Here is a 21,959-nt window from a genome sequence, read left to right on the forward strand (position 1 = left end):
ATGGCAGAGCTTCTCAAAGTTTCCGATGCCGAACTCTATTACGATCATGTCTATGCGCTGAAAGGTGTTTCACTGAGCGTTCAGGAGGGAGAAACGGTCGCGTTGATCGGCGCCAACGGGGCGGGCAAATCCTCGATCCTGCGGGCGATCACGGGGCTGAAAAAAATCCGCAAAGGCGAAATCCATTATGAGGGCCGCCGGATCGACGGCACGCGGTCGGATGAGATCGTCAGGATGGGGATTGCCATGGTGCCGGAAGGCCGCCGTGTCTTTCCCTATATGAGCGTGCGCGACAACCTCATGATGGGCGCGTTCACCCGCTCCAGCAAGGCGGATATCGCCAATACGCTGGAGATGGTTCTGGGGCGGTTTCCGCGCCTGAAGGAGCGCTATTCGCAGGCCGCTGGCACGATGAGCGGCGGTGAGCAGCAGATGCTGGTCATCGGCCGCGCGCTCATGGCCAAGCCGCAACTCCTGCTGTTGGATGAGCCGTCGCTCGGCGTCGCGCCCAAGCTGGTGCAGGATATTGCCCGCTCCATCGTAGCCATCAATCGCGACGAAAAGGTCAGCGTTCTTCTGGTCGAGCAGAATTCGCGCATGGCCTTACGCATCTCGCAGCGCGCCTATGCCCTGACGACCGGAAAGATCGTCCTGTCCGGCAATTCGGAAGAACTGGCGACAGACGACCGGGTCAAGAAACTCTATCTGGGCGGGGAAATCTGACCGCCTGAGCTACGACTAGGCAGAGCGTCATTCCTGACGCTCTGGACCATCCAGAACGAAAACAAATATTTCGATGGTTCGAGGAAAATGGAAATACTTGTCATCAACCCCAATACAACTGCATCGATGACGCATAAGATCGGTGAAGCCGCGCGCAGCGTGGCTGGTGCCGGTACGACAATCATCGCGAGCAATCCCGCCGACGGTCCGCCGAGCATCGAAGGATATTTCGATGAGGTTTTTGCCATTCCCGGCATGATCGGGGAAATGCAGAAGCGCCCGACTGCTGATGCCTGCGTCATCGCCTGTTTCGACGATACCGGCCTTGACGCTGCGCGCTGCGCCGGAACCATGCCGGTGATCGGCATCGGCGAGGCGGCCTTTCACATGGCAAGCCTGATTGCCGGAAAGTTCAGCGTCGTCACCACATTGTCGCGTTCGGTACCTGCTATTGAACACAATCTTTCGCGCTATGGTCTCATATCGCGCTGCTCCCGTGTGCGGGCCAGCGACGTGGCCGTGCTCGACCTCGAAATTCCGGGATCGGACGCACGTAACAAGGTGTCGAACGAGATCGCGAAGGCGATCCGGGAAGACCATGCCGAAGCGATCGTGCTCGGTTGCGCGGGTATGGCCGATCTTGCTGCTTCTCTTTCAAGAGAGCACGGCCTGCCGGTCATCGACGGCGTGACCTGCGCGGTGAAGCTATGTGAAAGCCTTGTGGGACTCGGCTTGAAGACGTCGAAGCTTGGCGGCTATCAACTTCCGCGCACGAAAGGCTTTCAAGGTATTTTTGAACCTTTTTCGCCTGAAATCTAATTAATTACGGAAAAACGGGCCGCTGAAGGTGATGTTATGAAGGATTGCGGGCAATCTTGTGTATCAGAACTCGCGACATTGTTGACACTCGCCGGACCTGTGTTCGATATGTAAGGGAATAAATAGCGGATTTGCGGATGCTGTATCGCCTGATCGCATTCACCCTTCGAACAGCTCTTATTGGATGACGATGAACCTGGCTGCAACCAACACGACAGACCAAAATGGCGGCAATGCGCGCTGGCTTCCGGTCTATAACGGCTTGCGCGAAGCGGTTGTAAGCCATCGTCTGCTTCCGGGTACGAAGCTGCCGGAGGACGAGCTGGCGTCGATCTATTCGGTCAGCCGCGCTTTCGTGCGCTCGGCGCTGCAGGCGCTGGCGCATGACAGGCTCGTGCGGCTGGAGCCCAATCGCGGTGCCTTCGTGGCCGAGCCGTCGCGTGAGGAAGCGCGCGAAGTGTTCGAGGCACGCTTGCTGATCGAGCCCCAAGTGGCTTCGCTTGCAGCAACGGTCATCAAGCCCGAGCAGGTCCGGCAACTGCGACAGCATCTTCACGACGAGCATGAAGCGCTTCATGCCGGACGCGACAGCGAGGCGATCATGCTGTCGGCGCTTTTTCACACGCATCTGGCCGAGATTTCGGGACACTCGATCCTGGCGGGTTTCGTCGGCGATCTGCTGCCGCGTTCCTCGCTCATCATTTCGCTCTATTGGGAACGGCGCGAGACGACCTGCCAGAGCGACGCGCATCATGCGCTGGTCGATGCGATTGAGACGCACAGGAGCGAGGATGCCGCGGCCTTGATGAAAACCCATATTCTCGATCTTCTGGCGGGCCTCAATCTCGAGCGCGTCGAAAAAGAACAGAAGCGTCTTTCGGATATTCTGCGTTAAAGTATATCTTTCAAAAGCGGGAACCGGTTTTGGACCGCACAATTGGCGCAGGCGGTGCCGACTTATTCTCCACCGGCAATAAGGCACGAAATGGCGCCTTCACAGCAGTGTGAAGGCCCCGGATAGAAGAAATCACTGCGCTCAAAAATGGACGCAAGGATAAGTTTCCGGATTCTACGCTAACGACTCTGGTCTCCAGTGTCGCTATCTTCAATCATCTAATAAAGCAATCAGAAAACATCAAAAGACACAGTTCTATTTGAATGTGTTGATGGGACAACTTTGTTTTTTATCAGATGAGTATGAGAAATATTGGTGTTGGAGGTTCTCGTGAGTATAAACTTCAGATCATCGGGTATATTTGCAGAGCGTATGTCAACACGGCGCATTCTTGTAGCAGGCGGTGCCGGATTTCTTGGCTCTCATCTCTGCGAGCGTCTTCTGAATGAAGGAAACTTCGTCATCTGCGTCGATAATTTTTCGACGGGACGGCTTGAGAACCTGCGCAATCTCCTGCGTTACGACACATTCAGCTTCGTGCGCCACGATATCGTCAACCCGATCGATCTGCCGGTAGACGAGATTTACAATCTCGCATGTCCTGCATCGCCGCCGCATTATCAGGCCGATCCGGTACATACGATGAAGACAAGCGTTATCGGCTCGCTCAACCTGCTCGAGCTAGCAGCGCATTACCAGGCCCGGATTTTTCAGGCTTCGACTTCGGAAGTCTACGGCGACCCGCAGACGCATCCGCAGCCGGAAGCCTATTGGGGCAATGTGAACTCCTTCGGCCCCCGGTCCTGCTATGATGAAGGCAAGCGCTCGGCCGAAACGCTGTTCTACGATTTTCACAAGCAGTATGGCGTCGATATCCGTATCGTGCGCATCTTCAATACCTATGGCCCGCGCATGCGGCCCGACGATGGGCGCGTCGTGTCGAACTTCATCGTTCAGGCGCTCAAGCGCGAAGACATCACCATCTATGGTGACGGCTCGCAGACCCGCTCCTTCTGCTATGTCGATGACCTGATCGAGGGCTTCAGCCGGTTGATGAGCAGTCAGGTCCGCAAGCCCGTCAATCTCGGCAATCCAGGCGAGTTCACCGTGCGTGAACTGGCCGAGCAGATCATTGCGCTGACAGGCTCGTCCTCGCGCATCGTCTATCGTCCTCTGCCCACCGATGATCCGCGCCAGCGGCGCCCGGACATCATGCTCGCCAAGCGCGAGCTTGGCTGGGAGCCGCAAATTGCGCTGGCCGAAGGACTGAAGCAGACGATTGCCTATTTCGAACGCCAGCTGGTCCGGCCATCGGGTGAGCTTTTCGAGGTGGCGAGATGACCCGGCGGAGCATACTTGTTACCGGCGGCGCAGGCTTCATCGGCAGCCATACGGCCAAGCTTCTGCACGAGAGCGGATTTTCGCCGGTCGTCTATGACAACCTGTCGACGGGTCACCGGTCTTCTGTGCGCTGGGGCGAGTTTGTCGAGGGCGACACGCTTTCCCAAGATCAGCTTGTCGCTGCGATCAGGACCTTTGATCCGGCAGCCATCATCCACTTTGCAGCCTCTGCCTATGTGGGTGAATCCGTCACAGACCCGGCGAAATATTATCGCAACAATGTCGGCGGCATCCAGTCCGTTCTGGAGGCCAGTCGCCTGACCGGTGGACGCCCGATCATTTTCTCATCGAGCTGCGCCACCTATGGCATTCCGGATGTACTGCCGATCCGCGAAGGCGAAATGCAGAATCCGATCAATCCCTATGGCCGTACAAAGCTGATCGCGGAACATATGCTGGCCGACTATTCGTCAGCCTATGGCATGTCCTATGCGGCGCTGCGCTATTTCAATGCCTGCGGCGCAGATCTCGATGGCGAACTGGGCGAAAAGCACGATCCCGAAACCCATCTGATACCGCGCGCCATGCTGGCTGCGGCGGGCATGGCGGATTATCTGGAAGTCTATGGCGACGATTATGAGACGCCGGATGGCACCTGCATCCGCGACTATATTCATGTGGTCGATCTGGCGCGGGCGCATGTGCTTGCGGTCGGGCATCTTCTGAATGGCGGCAACAATCTGGTCCTCAATCTGGGAACCGGGCGCGGAACATCCATCAAGGAAATCGTGGATGCGATAGACCGGCTGACCGGGCGCACGGTACCCGTCAAAATGCGCGCGCGCCGGGCGGGCGACCCGCCCGTGCTTTATGCCGATCCGTCGGAGGCTGCGGCAAAGCTCGGCTTCCGCACGCTCCATTCCGATCTCGACACGATCATCCGCACGGCAGCGCCCTTCTTTGGGCTGGAGATGCGGATATGACACGGCGCGATCTTCATCCAGTCATTGGTGGCGATACAGGCGAAACGGCACCCTTGCTGGCGCCCGTCTTCACGGGCCGCAAGCGGGTGGAATATGTGGCGGGCATCATCCTCTGGGCCCTCGCTCTCACCTATTTCTGGCAATGGTGGTTCATCAGCGCAAGGTACAATCACCTGCTGGGCTCCATTCTGGTGACGGCACTTCTGGCCTGGATCACGATCCTCCCGCTTTACTTCATCACGGTTTTCTTCCACGCTGCGCACCCGGTCGGGCCGCTGCGCATCCCTGCCGGAAGCCGCATCGCCATGGTCGTCACCAAAGCTCCGTCGGAGCCCTTCGAGGTGGTGGCCGAAACATTGCGCGCCATGCTGGCGCAGGATGTGCCGCACGATACCTGGCTTGCCGACGAGGACCCTTCACCCTCGACGCTTGCCTGGTGCCGGGAGCATGGCGTGTTCGTCTCCACGCGCAAGGGCCGTGCCGACTATCATCGGCAAAGCTGGCCGCGCCGTACCCGGTGCAAGGAAGGCAATCTCGCCTTCTTCTACGATCACTATGGTTATGAGCGCTATGATTTCGTGTCGCAGCTCGATGCCGATCACGTGCCTGAACCGGGCTATCTCTTCAACATATTGCGGCCTTTCGCCGATCCGGCTGTCGGTTATGTTTCCGCACCGAGCATTTGCGACCGCAACGCGCATGAAAGCTGGGCGGCGCGCGGACGCCTCTATGCGGAGGCCAGTATGCATGGCTCGCTGCAGGCCGGTTACAATGGCGGCTTTGCTCCGCTCTGTATCGGTTCGCACTATGCGGTGCGCACGGCGGCGCTGAAGGAAATCGGCGGCCTTGGGCCGGAACTGGCTGAGGATCATTCCACAACCCTGTTCATGAATGCGCATGGCTGGCGCGGTGTTCATGCGCTGGACGCCATCGCCCATGGCGACGGTCCGCGCACCTTCGCCGATCTCGTGACGCAGGAATTCCAGTGGTCGCGCAGCCTTGTGATGATCCTGCTGCAATATACGCCGAAGCTGATCGGCCGGCTGCCGCTGCGCCTGAAGTTCCAGTTTCTGTTCTCGCAGCTCTGGTATCCGCTCTACGCATTCTTTCTGGCGCTGGCATTCGTTCTGCCGACTGCCATCCTGGTCTATGGCGACAATTTTGTCAGTGTCACCTATCCCGACTTCCTGATGCACTTCATGCCGCTGTCGCTCGTGACTTTGGCGCTGGCATTCTGGTGGCGGTCGAGCAAGACGTTCCGCCCCGTGGACGGAAGGATCCTCAGCTGGGAAGCGATGCTGTTCCTGCTGGCCCGGTGGCCCTGGCTTCTGGCTGGAACCTGCGCAGCCCTTCGTGACTGGCTGACCGGTTCCTTTGTCGATTTTCGTGTCACGCCGAAAGGCTCTTCCGAGGTCGATCCGGTGCCGCTGCGGGTGATCGCTCCCTATGCGCTGATCGCGGGCCTCTCCATCCTGCCGGTACTCCTCATCAGGGACGCTCATGAAACGCGCGGCTTCTTCATTTTCGCCATCGTCAATGCAACTGCCTACCTGTTCCTGATGGCGATGATCGTAATCCAGCACACCCGTGAAAATCAGGTGCGGACGACGAGCCGACTCTATCAACCGGTACTGGCATGCAGTTTTACCGCACTCGTGGCCCTGACCGGCTTCACGACTGTCGAACGTGGACGCGACGGCATCGAGGCACTGAGCTGGGGCGCCAAAAGCTTCACGCTCTTCGACGACCGCTTCTCGGTTGCGGGGGCCGGTGTCGGCGGACGCGATCTCCACCGAACAATTTTCAATCCACGCTGGCGCACGGATGCCGCCGGTGCAGAGAACTAGGCGAAAGAGGCGCGACGATTATGAAGATCGCTGTCATCGGTACGGGATATGTCGGATTGGTCAGTGGCACCTGCTTCGCCACATGGGGACATGAGGTCGTCTGTGTCGACAAGGACGCCCAGAAGATCGCCCGGCTGGAGCGCGGCATTGTGCCGATCTACGAGCCAGGGCTGGACGAACTCGTGGAACGCAATTTCGCTTTTGGTCGGCTCAGCTTCACGACCAATCTGGCGGAAGCGGTCAAGGGCGCAGAGCTTGTCTTCATCGCAGTCGGCACACCGGCGCGTGCCGGGTATGGCGATGCCGATCTGTCCTTCGTCTATATGGCCGCTCGCGAGCTTGCGCCCTTGATCGACGACCACAGTGTCGTGGTGATCAAGTCTACCGTTCCGGTCGGCACCGGCGATGTGGTGGACAAGATCATCGGCTCGGTTCGCAGGCCCGGCACATTCTCCGTGGCATCCAATCCGGAATTTTTGCGCGAAGGCGTCGCCATCCGCGATTTCCTGGAGCCGGATCGTGTCGTCATCGGCGTGGAGGACGAACATGCGCGTTCCATGCTTGTCGCCCTTTATGCGCTGCCGCTCGAAGCCGCAAAGACGCCCATCGTCATCACGCAGCGCCGGACATCGGAACTGATCAAATATGCGGCCAATGCCTTTCTCGCCACCAAGATCACCTTCATCAACGAACTGGCGGATCTGTGCGAGGAAGTCGGCAGTGATGTCACTGAGCTTGCGCTTGGCATTGGACTGGACAAACGCATCGGCGCCAGTTTTCTCAACGCGGGGCCGGGTTATGGCGGCTCCTGTTTCCCGAAGGATACGATTGCGCTGTTGCGTACCGCTCAGAATCACGGGGTTGCTCTGCGGCTGGTCGAGGAAACGGTCACCGTCAACGAAGCGCGCAAGCGCCGCATGGCATTGAAGGTGCTGGATGCACTCGGCGGCAGCGTCGAAGGCCGGACGATTGCCGTTCTCGGTCTGACGTTCAAGCCCGATACGGATGATATGCGTGATGCGCCTTCCATTCCGCTTATCGAAACCTTGCAGCGTTTCGGCGCCAGCATCCGGGCCTATGATCCGGCCGGAATGGAGAATGCGCGCGGCCTTCTCAGCGATGTCGAGTTTTGCGACGACCCCTATGAATGTCTGAACACAGCCGATGCGGCGGTGGTCGTGACCGAATGGGACAGCATTTGCAGGCTTGACCTCGTTCGGGTGAAACGGGTCATGCGCGACGCGGTGCTCATCGACCTGCGCAATGTCTTTTCACCGGCGATTGCCGGGAATCTGGGCTTCAGGATTTCGACAATCGGCCGTCCCGTTCAACTGCGGCAGGAAACAAAACCAACAAACGTTCTGCCGCACGCGCGCATCCGTCAATCGCAAGAATCCCTGGCGGGTGCGCGCAACCTGAAGGTCGTGGGAGGTTCAAATGAAACATTCGATGTTTGAAGGCCAACGGTCCCGGTATGGCTGGCGCACGGACAGGAGCAGAGGCGTTCTCACACTCTTTGTCCTGCTGGCCGGGCTCGGCACGCCAGCCGGTGCAGCAACGGCTACGGCGGATAGTTTGCCTGATGGTGCCCGTGTGATGACGCCTGCCGAGCTTTACATACTCTATCGGGACAAGAACTGGCAGTGGGCTGATGGCGCCGGACGGATGGAAAGCCAGAACCGTCGTTTCACCGCTCGTGTCGATGGCGAGAAGGGCAAGGCATGGGCCGAAGGCCGCTGGCGGATCACGTGGGCGGGTCAGATGTGTTTCGATGCGAAATGGCATCTGGCCGAGGGCGTTTTCCCGAACAAGACCTGTTTTTCCCATCGTATCGCTAATGGGACGATCTATCAGAAACGCGAGCCGGACGGTGTCTGGTATGTCTTCCGCCATGCTGAGGGAAACAAGGATGACGAGGCCCGCAAGCTCATCTCCATCAAAACGATAACGCCAAAAACGGAAGCGCTTGAACTGGCGCTGCCCGTCGCGCAATCGCCAACGCAATAAAGGAGGCGGCGATGAAAACCTCATACAAATTAGCAACGGCCATTCTTTGCGCTGGACTGCTTTCAACCGCTGTTTACGCGGCGAGCGGTGTCTCGGGCGCCAATGTCGATACCCGCAATATGTTCCACGACAAGCGCCCGGTCATTACCCCGCAATCCATCACGTTCGGGGCCTATGATCCGCACGGGGATTTCACCAACGATCCCAATTCCCGCATCGAGCATCTGTTCCTGCCGTGGGAAGATGTGGACCTGACGAGCCTTTCGGCGGCGGACGCCTATGCGCAGGAACGGGGCCGTGAATTGTTGATTACCGTGGAGCCATGGTCATGGGCCCGCGACTGGCGCGTTGCGCCGGATGATCTGCTGAGCGGTATCGTGCGTGGCCGCTACGATTCAAACATGGCTGCGGTCTGTTCCGCAGCTTCGAAGCTGAAAAGCCCCGTCACCATTCGCTGGGCGCAGGAAATGGACGATAAGACGGGCCAGTTCACCTGGTCTTACTGGTCGGCGCAGGGATATGTCCGCGCCTATCAGCATGTCGTCAGTGTCTGCCGCAAGTCATTGCCGCGCGCCAAATATATGTGGTCGCCGAAGGGGGAGGAGGGGCTGGAGGCCTATTATCCGGGCGACGGCTATGTCGACGTAATCGGCCTGTCGGTGTTCGGCTACGAACCCTACGATATGCTGGAACTGGGACGCGCATCTACCTTCGTCGAACGGGCGAAGCCGGGCTATGACCGGGTGGTGGGCTTCAAGAAGCCGATTGTTATCGCCGAGCTTGGCTATGAGGGAAGTGACGCCTATGTCCGCGCCTGGGCGCAGGAGACCAACAAGCCGCAACCCGAATTTCCGGAACTGACAGCGACTGTCTACTTCAATGACCGCGAAGTCTATCCGTGGCCGCGTGGCGTCGGTCGGCCTGACTGGCGGGTTGCAAACCATCCGCTCGATTGAGCTCAAAGCGCGGATCAACACCCGCTTCAACGTCTGAACAGGAATACGACAATGTTTTCGATCCGTTTGAGAACCGTCAGCGCGGCACTGTCCGTGCTTCTTCTGGCAGGCGCTGCCGATGCGGCGCCTGTGCCCAAAACCGGGCCCAAAACCGAAGATCCGGTCGCTATCAAGGCTGCTGCGGCGTTGCCACTATCAGCCGAAGCGCTTGAGGCGCTTTATTCCGGAAAAACATGGAAATGGAAGGATGGCGGCGGCTATTTTTCTGCCGACAGACACCGTTTCATCGCCTGGACGCAGAAAGGCAGGGCGTGGTCTTATGGACAGGGAAGCTGGTATGCTACCAATCGCGGCAAGCTTTGTTTGCAGGCTTATTGGGTCAACAAGATGGATGGCGGCAGCAATATCACTTGTTTCATCCACCGCGCGAAAGATGGCGTGATCTATCAGAAGCGCTCGCTGGGCGGCAGCTGGTATGTCTTCCGCAGCAATCCGCCACGCCCGACCGATGAGGCCGCCAAGCTTTTGCGCGGTGACCGTATAAGCAAGGGGCTGGCAATCATGAAAGCCAAGGCGAGATGATCGCCAGGCAAGCATGCCGGCTCGCTGACCTGTATTGAGTTCTGGCGAGCCGGTATGGCTTGGACTACATTCCGAAAACCGTTTTACGCCGGTCGGTGCTCTAATCGCGGATGAAGCAGCGGGATTTCTGCCCGAAGCCGCTTGGCGTGCACACATAGGGCGTACCGGTCGCATATTGCGATGCGGAAACCTTGACGACTTTCGCGGATGCAGGCTTGTTGTATCGTACTTCGCTATTCACCTTGTACTTGGCGAGATAAACGGAAACCGTTTCGCTTTTCTGCTTGCGGGTGTCCTTGGCTTCTGCGCCTGCCGTCAGGCAAAAGGAAGCGGACAGTCCAACGACGACAGCGGCAGCCCATTTCAAGCTTTCGCGGCGCACAGCATATGCAAATACATTGTTCATGCGATTGCCTCCGGTTGTTATGACCGTGCTTTCTATCGGATGCGTTTTAATATTCTGTCCGGATTTTCATGAAAATTTTCATCAAATGGGATGCAGCCAATTTGTTTATAGACCAGTCTGAATTGTTATCTGGCTGATAGTATTCCGGCTTATTTTGATTTTATACGCGCAAATGCTAATATCAGCACAGGGGGCTTAGGTTGCCATCCCCGCGCTTGAGCCACCCGGTTGGTTTAGGGAGTTGCCATGACATCCCCGAGCGACAAGGCCACGCGTAATTTGAAGCCCGAATTTGTGGAGCGCCGCCGGTCAGCGCGCGTGCCGCTTGCGCCGCTTGGAGAAGATGCCCGAAGCGCCAATATTCTAACTCCACTTGTCTTTACGACCGAAGAGCTCGAACCCAGCGCGCAGTTTCCTGCATGGCAACAGCACGTGACTCATCTCTATGATGTGCGGATGCCGGAGGATGTCAGCATCGAAGACGGCTTTGCTGTTACCCAGAAAGTCTGGGATCTGCGCGGCATGCTGCTTGTGGAGCAGAGTGTGCCGCCGTTCAGCTACGAGCGTACGGCGGAAAAAGTTCGTTTTAGCCCAATCGACCACTGGCAGGTCAGCTTTTTGCGCAGCGGCCGCACATGGACGGCCGTGGACGGCGGTGTGGCAGAAAACGAGCCTGGCATGATCAATATCCGTTCCTTTGGCTATCCGTTTCGAGGGCGGGCATTGGCAACGGAAGCAGTGCTGCTGATCATTCCCGTCGACCAGTTTGCCGCTCTGGGCGGCATGCCGGAAGCGTGCAACAATGCGACGCTGGGAGGTTATCGCGCCAAGCTGCTGATCGATTTCGTATCGACGATCCAGGCGGGGCTGGGCCATATAACAAGCGAAGAGTTGCCGGAACTGCGCGACGCTCTCCGGCAGGTCGTGTTCGATACGATCGCTCCGCTGGTGACGGAAAACGATGCGAGCGAACACAATGCCTGTCTTGGGGCCTCTCTGGGGCTGATGACCAAAGCCAGGCGTTTCATCCAGAAAAATCTCCTGTCCCGCGAACTCACACCTGATGCTCTCAGCAAGGAGCTCGCGATCTCACGCACCCATCTTTATCAACTGTTCGAAGGCTCGGGCGGGGTGCTCAACTATATCCGCCAGAAGCGATTGCTCGCGGCACATGAAATGCTTGCGGATGCATCGAACAACCGAAAAGTATCAGATATTGCACAACTATTTGGCTTCGATACAGCGGCCAACTTCACGCGGGCCTTCACCCAACATTTCGGCTATAGCCCGAGCAATGTTCGCAAGTCGCTATCGCGAAACGATGGCATGGCCGGCAGCCAGCCTGACGCGAACCGCTCCCTTACTTTCTCAAATCTGCTGCGAACATTGTCCATGTTCGATAAATGATGGCGTACAAGAATGAGCGTTTCTGTTTGACTGGCAGTTGGACAGAAAACGGTTTCTCTGGTGCTTGCTTTTGCGCAAAATATTGCGGACGTTGTTTTGGGACTCTCTTTTGGGAGAACACATGGGAGGAAAGACATGCAGCATTACAGGCAGCATCACAGACTGAAATCGCTTTCCCTTGCCGCAGTCATTGCCGTTGCGGGCCATCTGCCTTCGGCCTACGCGGCATCACCAGCGCCGGCGGAAGGCCAGAATGGCATGGTGGTCACGGCCCAGCACCTTGCCTCGCAGGTCGGTATCGATGTGCTGAAGAACGGCGGCAATGCCGTCGATGCCGCGGTCGCGGTCGGCTATGCGCTGGCGGTTGTCTATCCGACGGCTGGTAATCTTGGCGGGGGCGGCTTCATGACCATCCGCTTCAAGGACGGAAAGAGTACTTTTCTCGATTTTCGCGAGCGCGCGCCGCTCGCCGCCACCAAGACCATGTATCTGGACAAGGATGGCAAGCCGGTTGAAGGCGCCAGCACTGAAACTTATCTGGCCATCGGCGTGCCGGGAACAGTGGCTGGCCTCGAGGAAGCACGCGAAAAATACGGCACCCGCAAGCGTGAGGAATTGATCGAGCCGGCACTGAAACTTGCCAGGGACGGCTTTACGCTGGAGCTGGGCGATATTCTCTCCTTTGCCGATGGCAATGAAAGACTGGCGAAAGACCCGGCAGCTGCCAAGATCTTCCTGAAAGACGGAAAACCGATTCCCTTGGGTGAAAAGCTTGTCCAGCCGGATTTGGCAAAGTCGCTTTCGGCCATTTCGGAAAAAGGCCCGGCAGTCTTCTATCAGGGCGATATTGCCGATCTGATCGTCAAGTCGAGCAAGGAAAATGGCGGCATTCTCGCCAAGGCCGATTTCGAGCAATACAAGGTCCGCGAGCTGGAACCGGTCAAGTGCAGCTATCGTGGCTATGACATTGTCTCATCGCCGCCGCCTTCGTCGGGTGGACTGATCATCTGTGAGATCCTGAACGTGCTTGAGGGCTATCCGATTTCCTATCTGGGTTACGGCTCGGCAGAAACCACGCGTTTGATGGTGGAAGCGATGCGCCATGCCTATGTGGACCGCAACACGGCATTGGGTGACCCTGATTTCGTCGATAATCCAATCGAGAAGCTCACCAGCAAGGCCTATGCTGCAGAAATCCGTGGCCGCATCGATCCTTATCGCGCTGGTGTCAGTGAGGCTCTCAAGCCAGCCGAATTCAAGGAATCCAACGAGACCACGCATTATTCCATTGTGGACAAGGACGGCAATGCGGTTGCCGTGACCTATACACTGAACGGATCGTTCGGCACGGCCAAAGTGGCCGAAGGCACTGGCATTCTTCTCAACAACGAGATGGACGACTTCACCATCAAGCCGGGCGTGGCCAATCTCTATGGCCTCATACAAGGCGAAGCCAACGCCATCGAACCACGCAAGTCACCACTGTCCTCGATGAGCCCGACCATCGTGTCGAAGGATGGTAAACCGTTCATGGTTATCGGCAGCCCCGGCGGTTCGCGCATCATCACGATCACGCTTGAAGCGATCATGAATGTCATCGATCACGGCATGGACATTCAGGAAGCGATTGACGCTCCGCGCATTCATCACCAGTGGTTGCCTGACCGGGTCTATACGGAAGCGAACGCGCTTTCGCCGGATACGATCCGGTTGCTGACCGGTATGGGCTACACCGTCGGCGAGGACCATGACTGGCCGGTCTGGGGTGAGGCCGCAGGCATTCTTGTCGGCGGCAAGAATATGGCAGCCATCGAAAAGGGCGGCGACAACCGCTATTATGGCGCCATAGACAGCCGCGCCGTCGCTGGTGCTGCCATAGGCTACTAAACTCAACCACTTCGGCGGTAGCTGAAGGCATAGGAGCGAGGAGACGAGATGACGTTACGTCTCCTCGCTATTGAGTCTGATCAACCAGCGCTTCTGTCGGTTATCCGTGCAGTCTTCAATATTTCGATCACCATTTCCGATGCCTTGTTGAGCGAACCGACCGGCAGAAACTCGTAAATCGAGTGGAAGTTGTGCGCGCCGCAGAACAGGTTAGGGCATGGCAGTCCTTTTTCGGACAGCACCGCACCATCATAACCGCCGCGCATCGGCAGCGGTGTCGGTGTCACGCCTATTGCCTTCATGGCCTGAAGGGCAAGCACGACCGGGTAGCGATTTTCGCCCTGCAGGCTCTCGGCGGCATTCCGGTAGACAGCCTTGTAGTCTACGTGAACCGTGCCCTCGCCATGGAGCTGGTTGAAACTTGCGGCGAGGTTTTCGATGAACGCACGACGTGTTTCGTAACCGTCCTTCGTGAAATCGCGGATGTCGATAATCAGGCTTGTCTCCGCAACGGTCCCCTGAATGCCCTTGGCCCAATAATAGCCTTCGGTGCCTTCCGTATATTCCGGGCGTTCGCCGCCCGGCATCATTGAAATGAATTGCTGGGCATAGAGAATGGCATTGCGCAACTTGCCCTTGGCCGACATTGGATGGGCTGGCTGGCCCTTGAAGGTAAGGCGGAATTCACCGGCGTTCCAGTTCTCATACACGATCTCGCCAGCCGCACAGCAATCGAGCGTATAGGCGAAATCGGCGTTCAGGGACGCGACGTCGAGCGCCTTGGCTCCGAGCAACCCGATTTCCTCATCGGGAACGAAGACGACCTTCACTGTGCCGTGTTCAATCTCGGGATGGGCGGTCAGGACCTGCATGGCATGCATGATCTCGGCGATGGCGGATTTGTTATCTGCGCCGAGCAGGCTGGTGCCGTCCGTCACGATGATCCTGTCCCCGACATAACGTTCCAGTTCCGGGAATTCGGCAAGCCGCATGACGGTGCCGGTTGTTTCATTGAGCAGGATATCCCCGCCCCGATAATCGACCACATGAGCGCGGGTGTCGGTCGTATATTCGCTGGACGTATCGAGATGGGCGACCCATGCAATCGTCGGATACTGCCGATCGGCATTCGGGACATTGGCAGGCAATGTGCCGACGACGATTGAATGGTCACGCTCTTCAACTTCCATGCCCATGGCGCGCATTTCGCTGGCGAGCAGTCTGGCGAGATCGGTCTGTCCCTCGCTTGACGGAAGTTTGCCTGCATTCGGCACGGCGGTCGTGTTGATACGGGTATAGGCTAGAAAGCGGTCTACGATATCCATCATATTTTCTCGGCTAGAGCATTTCCAGCAAAAGTGCGAAGCGGTTTTGCGTCGGATAATGCGTAAAAACAAATAGATAGAGCATTTTCAGCAATTCAGTTTAGGCTTGAAATGCTCTATTGGTCTGAAACGGCCCGGATTCCATGCGGGCGTGAAAGAAGAATAGCGGGCATTTAGGCCCGCTACCCGGCATTCATCACCAGTCATCAAACCGGCGGAGGACGAAGCCTATTCTTCGATGTCGACATCTTCGAAAAGATATCCGCCAAAAGGATCAATGCGGAAGTCTTTGACTTTCTTGCTGATCGGCTGTTCAACGATCTGATGCGCGATTGTCAGCCAGGGAGCCTGTTCCTTGAAGACAACCTGCGCCTGTTCGTAAAGCTTGGTGCGCTCGGCCTGATCGGTGGTCAGCTTGGCCGCCTGAATGAGCTTCTCGAAATCCTGATCGCACCAGTTTGCGCGGTTGGCGCTGCCGATGGCCTGACAGCTCAGAAGGGCGGCGAGGAAATTGTCGGGATCGGCAATGCCGCCCGTCCAGCCAAGCATGACGGCGCCATCACGGTCCTTTTCCAGCGAACGCTTGAGATATTCACCCCAGTCATAGGTGACAATTTCCGCCGTTACGCCCACCTTGGCGAAGTCGGACTGAATGAGTTCGGCTGCGCGGCGCGCGTTCGGCATATAGGGCCGCTGCACGGGCATGGCCCAGATCTTCATCTTCAGATCCTTGACGCCCGCTTCATCGAGCAGCTTGCGCGACTGTTCGGGGTCGTAAGCGTCATCCTTGACGTTCTTGTTATAGCCCCAGACGCTTGGCGGCAGCGGATTGACAGAAGGAACTGCCGAGCCGAGATAGACTGCATCGATGATCGCGGCCTTGTTGATTGCCATGTTCAGCGCCTTGCGGACGCGTACATCGTCAAATGGCTTTTGCTGGGTATTGTAGGCGAGGAAGGACAGGTTCAGACCTTCCTTGTGCAGCATTTCGACAGCCGGGTCCTTCTTCATCTCCGCAATATCGGCAGGGTTGGGAGCGGCAATGACATGGCATTCGCCCGACTTCAGCTTCTGATAGCGCACTGCCGCATCCGGCGTGATTGCAAAGATGAGATTGTCGATCTTCTGCTTGCCTGCCCAGTAGTCGGGATTGGCCTGATAGCGGATAGCGCTATCCTTCTGATAGGCGACGAACTGATAAGGGCCGGTTCCGACTGGCTGCTGGCTGAACTCCGCAATACGGCCTTCCGCGACGAGCTTGTCAGCATATTCCTTGGATTGAATGACGGCGAATGTCAGCGACAGCGTCGAGATAAAGGTCGCTTCGGGATGCGCCAGCACGAACTTGACCGTGTGATCGTCGATCTTTTCGATTTTCTCGATCAGCGAAGGAAAGGAATAGGCCCCGAATTGCGGCCATGCGCCCTGATTGTAGTAAGGATTGTCCTTGTTTCCCTGACGGTCGAAAGTAAAGATGACGTCGTCAGCATTGAATTCTCGCGTTGGGGTGAAAAAACTCGTGGTGTGAAACTTCACGCCCTTGCGCAGATGAAACGTATATTCCTTGCCGTCGGCAGAAACGTCCCAGCTTTCCGCGAGGCCGGGCTCCAGCTCGGTTGAGCCGCGCTTGATCTTGATAAGCCCGTTGGACACATTGCGCGCCGATGCGTCATATACGGCGCCGGATGTCGTCTGCGCCGCATCGAACATTTCAGGAGATGCCTCGGAGCAATAGATCAACGTCTTGGCAAAGACCTGTCCGACTGCCGTGCTGTTGAGCGCAGCCGCAATCAGCGCGGCTGAAAATAGTTTTCCGTATGTATTCATGAGGCTGCATTCCCTTGCTGGCGACGCGACCGACCTTTGGCGGTGTTGTTGTTCAGTATCGACTTTTCGAGATGATTCTAAACAGCGGTGCAATTTTATATGAGCGCGCAAAGGCTAGTGAAGCAAGCTCAAAAGGTTCGGAAACATGCATAGAAATGGTTTAACCGGCGCTTCCGGTTCCGGGAATTTCGGGGATCATCTGACGCAGCAGGTTCCGCAGGATGGATCGTACGGCGACGGTGGCTGCAGACTGTTCGCGGTCGCGGGGGGTGATGAGGCGCACCTCGCGCACAATTGCCGGGTCTGTCAGCGGGCGGGCCACAATGCCGCGACCACGCAGGGCGGTGAAGGCATAGGCGGGTAGAACGGCGATACCGGCATTGACCTCAACTAGCGACAACACCGAGTGAATCTGGTTTACCTCCATATGCGGTCGAAGCGCCAGTTTTGCCTGTTCGAAGCCGATTTCGGTCAAAAGCCGGATGTTGCTTTTCTGGGTAAGCGTAATGATGGGCTGGTTGTCGAGTTCTGTCCAACGGACCTGCTCATGCCCGGCAAAATCGTGATGGGGCGACACGAAAATCATCAGCTGATCGCGCAGTGCCGTCTGGCTTTCAACATCCGAGTCCTCACCGGAAAAGGTGCCGACGCCAAGATCGCAACGCCCGTTGCGAACCTGTTCGATGACGATATCCGGCCCGACATCCTCGATCTTGATGACGAGGTTGGGATGTTCGTCAGCCACACGGCGAACCAGACGCGGAAGCACTGTCGTGCACAGCAATGGCGGGGCGGCGATGCTGACCTGACCGCGCCGCAATTTCCCCAGATCGCGCACCACTTCGGCGGCGCGATCAATTTCGGCAAGACCGGCAAGCGCACCTTCGGCAAAGGCACGTCCGGCGTCCGTCAGGCTGACGCGCCGCGTCGTCCGGTCGAAAAGCCGCGCGTCCAGCACCGTCTCCAGATCGCGGATAGTGTGGGAAAGATTGGCCTGGGTCGTCCTGACGCGTTCGGCTGCGCGGGAAAAATTTCCCAGTTCGACCACGGCCTGAAAACATTCAATCTGGCGGAGAGTGGGGCGCATCGGCTCACTTATGAGTTTTTGTTTATGAATATATTCTACTTACAAGACTTCCCGAATGAAAGAAAGTAAGGCTCGATCAGGAAGACGCGGGTTTTGGAGTGACCCGCCCCCGAAGCGAGGATTCCGATGAAATATGACCGTCAGAACGCCAAGGCCTATTCGCGCGCTACGATGCGCGGTATCTGGGCTGCGGCAAACACGCCTTTCAATCAGGACGGATCGATCGATGAAGGCGGCTTTCGCAAGAATGTCGACCACTGGATTAACGATCTGGGTATTGACGGACTTTTCGTCGCGGGAAAGCAGGGCGAATTCTTCTCCATGTCGGTTGACGAGCGCAAGCGCATGTTCGATCTGGCTGTCTCGGCAGTAGGTGACAAGGCGCAGACGATCATGTCCTGCTCGGACCAGAACATGGACGTGGTTATCGATCTGGCCAAGCATGCGCAGGCCTGCGGCGCGGACTATATCGTCGTCCATGCACCTGTTCTGCATTTCCTGCGCGCGCAGGATGAAACGCTACTGCGCTACTATGAAACCATTGCCTCGAAGGTGGATATCGGCCTTGCACTCTGGTCGCATCCTGACAGCGGCTATCTGATGAGCCCGGAGCTCTGCAATCGTCTGGCCGATATCGAAACGGTCGTCGCGATCAAATATTCGGTCCCGCGCGACATGTATCGCAAGCTCACGGAACTTGCTGGCGACCGCATTCTGGTCTCGACCGCATCGGAAGACGAATGGCTGGATAATATTCTCGAACTGGGCTGGCAGCTTTATCTCTGCTCTTCGCCGCCCTATACGCTGCAGACCAAGTTTGATCGCCGCATGCGCGATTATACCGATCTGGCCTTTGCGGGCAAAGAGGCCGAGGCGCGCGCCGTCTGGCAGAGCCTTGAGCCTGTCCGCCATGCCTTCAAGTCGACGCGACCGGCTGAAAAGCCCACTTCGCACCAAAAATATTGGCAGGAGCTGCTCGGTCAGGTTGGTGGGCCTGTTCGCGCGCCGATGCTTGAACTGACCGATGCCGAAAAACGCGCAATCCGGGAGGCATTTGACGGCTGCGGTCTCAAACTGTCCTGATCGAACCGAAAAGGGGAACAAGAATGACAAAACTCAGCGCCTTTAATTTTCAAAAATGGATCGATGAACACAAGCACCTGCTGAAGCCGCCTGTCGGCAATCAGCTGGTGTTCAAGGATGCGGACCTGATGGTCACGGTCGTCGGTGGCCCGAACAAGCGCACCGATTACCACGACGATCCGGTCGAGGAGTTCTTCTACCAGCTCAAGGGCGACATGCTGCTGAAGCTGCACGACACGTCGACGGGCGAATTTTACGATGTGCCGATCCGCGAGGGCGATATCTTCCTTCTGCCGGCGCATATCCGTCATTCGCCGCAGCGCCCGCAGGAAGGCTCCATCGGTCTGGTGATCGAACCGGCCCGTCCTGAAGGCGCTCTTGATGCCGTCGAATGGTATTGCTTTGAATGCAGCGGCCTCGTCCATCGCGCCGAAGTGGATCTGGAATCCATCGTCGAGGATCTGCCGCCGCTCTACGCTGCTTTCTACAACGATGAGAAACTGCGGACCTGCCCACATTGCAACACCGTCCACCCCGGCAAGAACCCGCCGGAAGGTTGGGTTGCGCTCTGATGAGGCATGCCCGGCGGAACTGCCGGGCGCCCATCCATAAAAAGACAAGGGGAAATGAAATGAAAAACAAACTCCTGATGATTGGCCTGCTGGCGGGGCTGACGACTGGTGCTGCCGCTGCCGAACCGGTCAAGATTGGCGTGATAACGACCTTGTCAGGTCCGGGAGGTTATCTCGGTCAGGACGTGCGCGATGGCATGAAGCTCGCCATCGATGCCGAAGGCGGCAAACTCGGTGGTGTGCCGGTTGAACTGAAGGTCGAGGACGACGCCGCCAAGCCTGGAAACGGACGTCAGATCGCCGAGCGGTTCATGTCGGAGGACGGCGTCAAGCTGTTTACCGGCATCATCTTCTCGAATGTCGCCGGTGCAACGGTGCCGGATATCATCGATAATGACGGTATTTATATCAGTGCCAATGCCGCGCCGTCGAACATGGCGGGCAAGGGCTGCGATGCGAATTACTTCGTGGTTTCATGGCAGAATGACTCGCTCCATGAGGCATCGGGCATTGCTGCGGAACAGGAAGGTTTCAAGCGCGCCTTCATTCTTGCGCCGAACTATCAGGCGGGCAAGGATGCACTGGCAGGCTTCAAGCGCCGGTTCAAGGGCGAAGTTGTCGGTGAAATCTATACTCAGCTCGACCAGACCGACTATTCGGCTGAGATGGCGCAGATTCGCGCTGCAAACCCCGATGTGGTTTTCCAGTTTCATCCGGGCGGCATGGGCATTGCGTTCATGCGCCAGTATCAGCAGGCTGGTCTTCTCGGCAAGATTCCAATGGTTCTTTCCGAACCTTCCAGCGATGCTGTGATTCTTAAATCGTTGGGTGACGCTTCGGTCGGAATCATGGCGACCAGCCACTGGAGCCCGGATATGGACAATGCCGCGAGCAAGGAACTCGTGGCAAAGTGGAAGGCCGCTTATCCTGACCGGCCTCTGACCTATTATGGCACGCAAGGCTACGACGTGGCTCGTCTGATTGCTTCTGCCTTGAAGCAGACCGGCGGCGTTGACGATATGGATGCGGTGCGCGAAGCACTGCGGAAGGCTGACTTCCAGTCGGTACGCGGCAATTTTGCCTTCGGTCCAAACCAGCATCCGTTGCAGGACTGGTATCTGCTTGATGTCGTCAAGGGTGAGGATGGCAATCCGACCACCAGGATCAAGAAGAAGCTGATCGAAAATTACGGTGATTCCTATTCTGCAGAGTGCAAGCTCTGACAGCCACCGTCCGGCGCGCGCGAAAGCGCGCGCCGCGCTTCTTTTCATTTCTCATGAAGGTCGTTTTCTCCAATGACACTCATCTTCGAGCAGCTTTTGAATGGCCTTCTCTACGGCGTCATGTTGTTCCTTCTGGCGGCAGGGCTGACGCTGATCTTCGGGATCATGGGCGTCATCAACCTTGCTCACGGCTCGCTCTACATGATCGGTGCGTTCATCGGCACCTGGGTGGCCGTGCAGACCGGGAATTTCTGGTTAGGCCTGCCTGCAGCCATTCTGGCCGCGACGATTGCCGGTATCGTGATCGAGCTTGGCATCATGCGAAAGCTCTATCAGCGCGATCATCTGGATCAGGTGCTGGCGACTTTCTCGCTCATTCTGATCTTCAATGAGCTGACCGTGCTGATCTTTGGCCGCCAGCCGATTTTCACCCAATTGCCCGCATCGCTCTCGCAGCCGATCGAGCTGTTTTCAGGCCTGAGCTATCCGCCGTTCCGGCTGCTCATCATTGTGGCTGGCCTGCTGGTCGCTGGCGGTCTTTATCTGCTCATCAACCGCACCCGCATCGGCATGCTGGTTCGTGCAGGATCGACCAATCGCGACATGGTGCGCGCGCTCGGCGTGGATATCCGCCTGCTCTACACGCTGGTGTTTGCATTGGGCGCTGCCTTTGCGGGCCTGGCCGGTTTCATGACCGGGCCGATCCTTGCCGTGCAGGTCGGTATGGGCGAGCAGATCCTGCTTGCCACCTTCGTGGTCGTGGTTATTGGCGGCGTCGGCTCGATCAAGGGGGCCTTCATCGCGGGAATCTCGCTCGGCATCATCGATACCTGCCTGCGTGCCTTCTTGCCCTCGATACTGCGTCAATTCATGGCCGGAGCCGAGGCCGACGCGCTTGGCGTGGGTATCGCCTCCATGGGTATCTATCTGCTGATGGCCATCGTTCTTCTGTTCCGCCCGAGAGGCCTCTTTCCGGTGGGAGCCTGAAT

The 21,959-nt window shown here is 57.5% G+C and carries 20 protein-coding genes; 16 read left to right on the top strand and 4 right to left on the bottom strand.

Annotation, left to right across the window (positions count from 1 at the left end):
* The 10 genes from JNC70_RS15515 (at position 1) to JNC70_RS15560 (ending at position 10,153) form a co-directional block, all read left to right on the top strand.
* Positions 1 to 723, top strand: coding sequence for an ABC transporter ATP-binding protein (locus JNC70_RS15515; RefSeq protein WP_104755362.1), 723 nt, complete (start codon positions 1 to 3; stop codon positions 721 to 723).
* Between the two features lie 87 nt (positions 724 to 810).
* Positions 811 to 1,542, top strand: coding sequence for an aspartate/glutamate racemase family protein (locus JNC70_RS15520; RefSeq protein WP_104755361.1), 732 nt, complete (start codon positions 811 to 813; stop codon positions 1,540 to 1,542).
* Between the two features lie 190 nt (positions 1,543 to 1,732).
* Positions 1,733 to 2,437 carry a GntR family transcriptional regulator gene (locus tag JNC70_RS15525; RefSeq protein ID WP_104755360.1) on the top strand — a complete coding sequence of 235 codons (705 nt, stop codon included), beginning with the start codon at positions 1,733 to 1,735 and terminating at the stop codon, positions 2,435 to 2,437.
* Between the two features lie 372 nt (positions 2,438 to 2,809).
* The gene (locus JNC70_RS15530; protein WP_104755359.1) at positions 2,810 to 3,778 is read left to right on the top strand and encodes a UDP-glucuronic acid decarboxylase family protein; all 969 of its coding nucleotides are present in this window, start codon (positions 2,810 to 2,812) and stop codon (positions 3,776 to 3,778) included.
* Positions 3,775 to 4,761 (top strand): UDP-glucose 4-epimerase GalE, encoded by a 987-nt coding sequence (galE, locus tag JNC70_RS15535; RefSeq protein ID WP_104755358.1) that lies wholly within the window; start codon positions 3,775 to 3,777, stop codon positions 4,759 to 4,761. The genes JNC70_RS15530 and galE overlap by 4 nt, the downstream gene beginning before the upstream one ends.
* Entirely contained in the window at positions 4,758 to 6,608 is a 1,851-nt protein-coding gene (locus JNC70_RS15540) for a glycosyltransferase family 2 protein (protein WP_104755357.1), read from the top strand. Before galE ends, JNC70_RS15540 begins: the two co-directional genes overlap by 4 nt.
* A 20-nt stretch (positions 6,609 to 6,628) precedes the next feature.
* Entirely contained in the window at positions 6,629 to 8,065 is a 1,437-nt protein-coding gene (locus JNC70_RS15545; RefSeq protein ID WP_104755356.1) for a UDP-glucose dehydrogenase family protein, read from the top strand.
* On the top strand, positions 8,058 to 8,615 hold the full coding sequence (locus JNC70_RS15550; protein WP_104755393.1) for a DUF995 domain-containing protein: 558 nt from the start codon (positions 8,058 to 8,060) through the stop codon (positions 8,613 to 8,615). The genes JNC70_RS15545 and JNC70_RS15550 overlap by 8 nt, the downstream gene beginning before the upstream one ends.
* Positions 8,616 to 8,626: 11 nt before the next feature.
* On the top strand, positions 8,627 to 9,571 hold the full coding sequence (locus JNC70_RS15555) for a glycoside hydrolase family 26 protein (protein WP_104755355.1): 945 nt from the start codon (positions 8,627 to 8,629) through the stop codon (positions 9,569 to 9,571).
* A 51-nt stretch (positions 9,572 to 9,622) separates the two neighbouring features.
* Positions 9,623 to 10,153 carry a DUF995 domain-containing protein gene (locus tag JNC70_RS15560; protein WP_104755354.1) on the top strand — a complete coding sequence of 177 codons (531 nt, stop codon included), beginning with the start codon at positions 9,623 to 9,625 and terminating at the stop codon, positions 10,151 to 10,153.
* 100 nt (positions 10,154 to 10,253) lie between these two features.
* Here JNC70_RS15560 and JNC70_RS15565 read toward each other — a convergent pair whose 3' ends face one another.
* The gene (locus JNC70_RS15565; protein ID WP_104755353.1) at positions 10,254 to 10,559 is read right to left on the bottom strand and encodes a hypothetical protein; all 306 of its coding nucleotides are present in this window, start codon (positions 10,557 to 10,559) and stop codon (positions 10,254 to 10,256) included.
* A 246-nt stretch (positions 10,560 to 10,805) separates the two neighbouring features.
* Here JNC70_RS15565 and JNC70_RS15570 point away from each other — a divergent pair, with 246 nt between their 5' ends.
* The gene (locus JNC70_RS15570) at positions 10,806 to 11,966 is read left to right on the top strand and encodes a helix-turn-helix domain-containing protein (RefSeq protein WP_104755352.1); all 1,161 of its coding nucleotides are present in this window, start codon (positions 10,806 to 10,808) and stop codon (positions 11,964 to 11,966) included.
* A gap of 135 nt (positions 11,967 to 12,101) precedes the next feature.
* Positions 12,102 to 13,853, top strand: coding sequence for a gamma-glutamyltransferase (gene ggt, locus JNC70_RS15575; RefSeq protein ID WP_104755351.1), 1,752 nt, complete (start codon positions 12,102 to 12,104; stop codon positions 13,851 to 13,853).
* Between the two features lie 80 nt (positions 13,854 to 13,933).
* Here ggt and pepT read toward each other — a convergent pair whose 3' ends face one another.
* The 3 genes from pepT to JNC70_RS15590 form a co-directional block, all read right to left on the bottom strand.
* The gene (pepT, locus tag JNC70_RS15580) at positions 13,934 to 15,181 is read right to left on the bottom strand and encodes a peptidase T (RefSeq protein WP_245414742.1); all 1,248 of its coding nucleotides are present in this window, start codon (positions 15,179 to 15,181) and stop codon (positions 13,934 to 13,936) included.
* A 225-nt stretch (positions 15,182 to 15,406) separates the two neighbouring features.
* Positions 15,407 to 17,005, bottom strand: a complete 1,599-nt coding sequence (locus JNC70_RS15585; RefSeq protein WP_104755350.1) for an ABC transporter substrate-binding protein — start codon at positions 17,003 to 17,005, stop codon at positions 15,407 to 15,409.
* Between the two features lie 160 nt (positions 17,006 to 17,165).
* Positions 17,166 to 18,092 (bottom strand): LysR family transcriptional regulator, encoded by a 927-nt coding sequence (locus JNC70_RS15590; protein WP_104755349.1) that lies wholly within the window; start codon positions 18,090 to 18,092, stop codon positions 17,166 to 17,168.
* A 126-nt stretch (positions 18,093 to 18,218) separates the two neighbouring features.
* Here JNC70_RS15590 and JNC70_RS15595 point away from each other — a divergent pair, with 126 nt between their 5' ends.
* The 4 genes from JNC70_RS15595 to JNC70_RS15610 all read left to right on the top strand — a co-directional run bounded on the left by JNC70_RS15595 (position 18,219) and on the right by JNC70_RS15610 (position 21,957).
* Complete coding sequence (locus JNC70_RS15595) at positions 18,219 to 19,175, top strand: dihydrodipicolinate synthase family protein (protein WP_104755348.1); 957 nt, start codon at positions 18,219 to 18,221, stop codon at positions 19,173 to 19,175.
* A 23-nt stretch (positions 19,176 to 19,198) separates the two neighbouring features.
* Positions 19,199 to 19,747 carry a 3-hydroxyanthranilate 3,4-dioxygenase gene (locus JNC70_RS15600; protein ID WP_061347555.1) on the top strand — a complete coding sequence of 183 codons (549 nt, stop codon included), beginning with the start codon at positions 19,199 to 19,201 and terminating at the stop codon, positions 19,745 to 19,747.
* 59 nt (positions 19,748 to 19,806) lie between these two features.
* A complete protein-coding gene (locus JNC70_RS15605; protein ID WP_104755347.1) occupies positions 19,807 to 20,970 on the top strand; it encodes an ABC transporter substrate-binding protein in 1,164 nt (387 codons plus the stop codon).
* A 72-nt stretch (positions 20,971 to 21,042) separates the two neighbouring features.
* Complete coding sequence (locus JNC70_RS15610) at positions 21,043 to 21,957, top strand: branched-chain amino acid ABC transporter permease (RefSeq protein WP_104755346.1); 915 nt, start codon at positions 21,043 to 21,045, stop codon at positions 21,955 to 21,957.
* Positions 21,958 to 21,959 lie beyond the last annotated feature (2 nt).

The organism is Brucella oryzae (genome assembly GCF_041929965.1).
In the GTDB taxonomy this organism is placed as follows: domain Bacteria; phylum Pseudomonadota; class Alphaproteobacteria; order Rhizobiales; family Rhizobiaceae; genus Brucella; species Brucella oryzae.

Excerpts from the sequence above, each read along its gene's own strand:
- JNC70_RS15565 (WP_104755353.1), bottom strand. The coding sequence starts at position 10,559 with ATGAACAATGTATTTGCATATGCTGTGCGCCGCGAAAGCTTGAAATGG.
- JNC70_RS15600 (WP_061347555.1), top strand. The coding sequence starts at position 19,199 with ATGACAAAACTCAGCGCCTTTAATTTTCAAAAATGGATCGATGAACAC.
- JNC70_RS15610 (WP_104755346.1), top strand. The coding sequence starts at position 21,043 with ATGACACTCATCTTCGAGCAGCTTTTGAATGGCCTTCTCTACGGCGTC.
- JNC70_RS15545 (WP_104755356.1), top strand. The coding sequence starts at position 6,629 with ATGAAGATCGCTGTCATCGGTACGGGATATGTCGGATTGGTCAGTGGC.
- galE (WP_104755358.1), top strand. The coding sequence starts at position 3,775 with ATGACCCGGCGGAGCATACTTGTTACCGGCGGCGCAGGCTTCATCGGC.
- JNC70_RS15590 (WP_104755349.1), bottom strand. The coding sequence starts at position 18,092 with ATGCGCCCCACTCTCCGCCAGATTGAATGTTTTCAGGCCGTGGTCGAA.
- JNC70_RS15540 (WP_104755357.1), top strand. The coding sequence starts at position 4,758 with ATGACACGGCGCGATCTTCATCCAGTCATTGGTGGCGATACAGGCGAA.
- JNC70_RS15570 (WP_104755352.1), top strand. The coding sequence starts at position 10,806 with ATGACATCCCCGAGCGACAAGGCCACGCGTAATTTGAAGCCCGAATTT.
- JNC70_RS15550 (WP_104755393.1), top strand. The coding sequence starts at position 8,058 with ATGTTTGAAGGCCAACGGTCCCGGTATGGCTGGCGCACGGACAGGAGC.
- JNC70_RS15555 (WP_104755355.1), top strand. The coding sequence starts at position 8,627 with ATGAAAACCTCATACAAATTAGCAACGGCCATTCTTTGCGCTGGACTG.
- JNC70_RS15515 (WP_104755362.1), top strand. The coding sequence starts at position 1 with ATGGCAGAGCTTCTCAAAGTTTCCGATGCCGAACTCTATTACGATCAT.
- JNC70_RS15530 (WP_104755359.1), top strand. The coding sequence starts at position 2,810 with ATGTCAACACGGCGCATTCTTGTAGCAGGCGGTGCCGGATTTCTTGGC.
- JNC70_RS15525 (WP_104755360.1), top strand. The coding sequence starts at position 1,733 with ATGAACCTGGCTGCAACCAACACGACAGACCAAAATGGCGGCAATGCG.
- JNC70_RS15520 (WP_104755361.1), top strand. The coding sequence starts at position 811 with ATGGAAATACTTGTCATCAACCCCAATACAACTGCATCGATGACGCAT.
- JNC70_RS15585 (WP_104755350.1), bottom strand. The coding sequence starts at position 17,005 with ATGAATACATACGGAAAACTATTTTCAGCCGCGCTGATTGCGGCTGCG.
- JNC70_RS15595 (WP_104755348.1), top strand. The coding sequence starts at position 18,219 with ATGAAATATGACCGTCAGAACGCCAAGGCCTATTCGCGCGCTACGATG.
- ggt (WP_104755351.1), top strand. The coding sequence starts at position 12,102 with ATGCAGCATTACAGGCAGCATCACAGACTGAAATCGCTTTCCCTTGCC.
- JNC70_RS15560 (WP_104755354.1), top strand. The coding sequence starts at position 9,623 with ATGTTTTCGATCCGTTTGAGAACCGTCAGCGCGGCACTGTCCGTGCTT.
- pepT (WP_245414742.1), bottom strand. The coding sequence starts at position 15,181 with ATGATGGATATCGTAGACCGCTTTCTAGCCTATACCCGTATCAACACG.
- JNC70_RS15605 (WP_104755347.1), top strand. The coding sequence starts at position 19,807 with ATGAAAAACAAACTCCTGATGATTGGCCTGCTGGCGGGGCTGACGACT.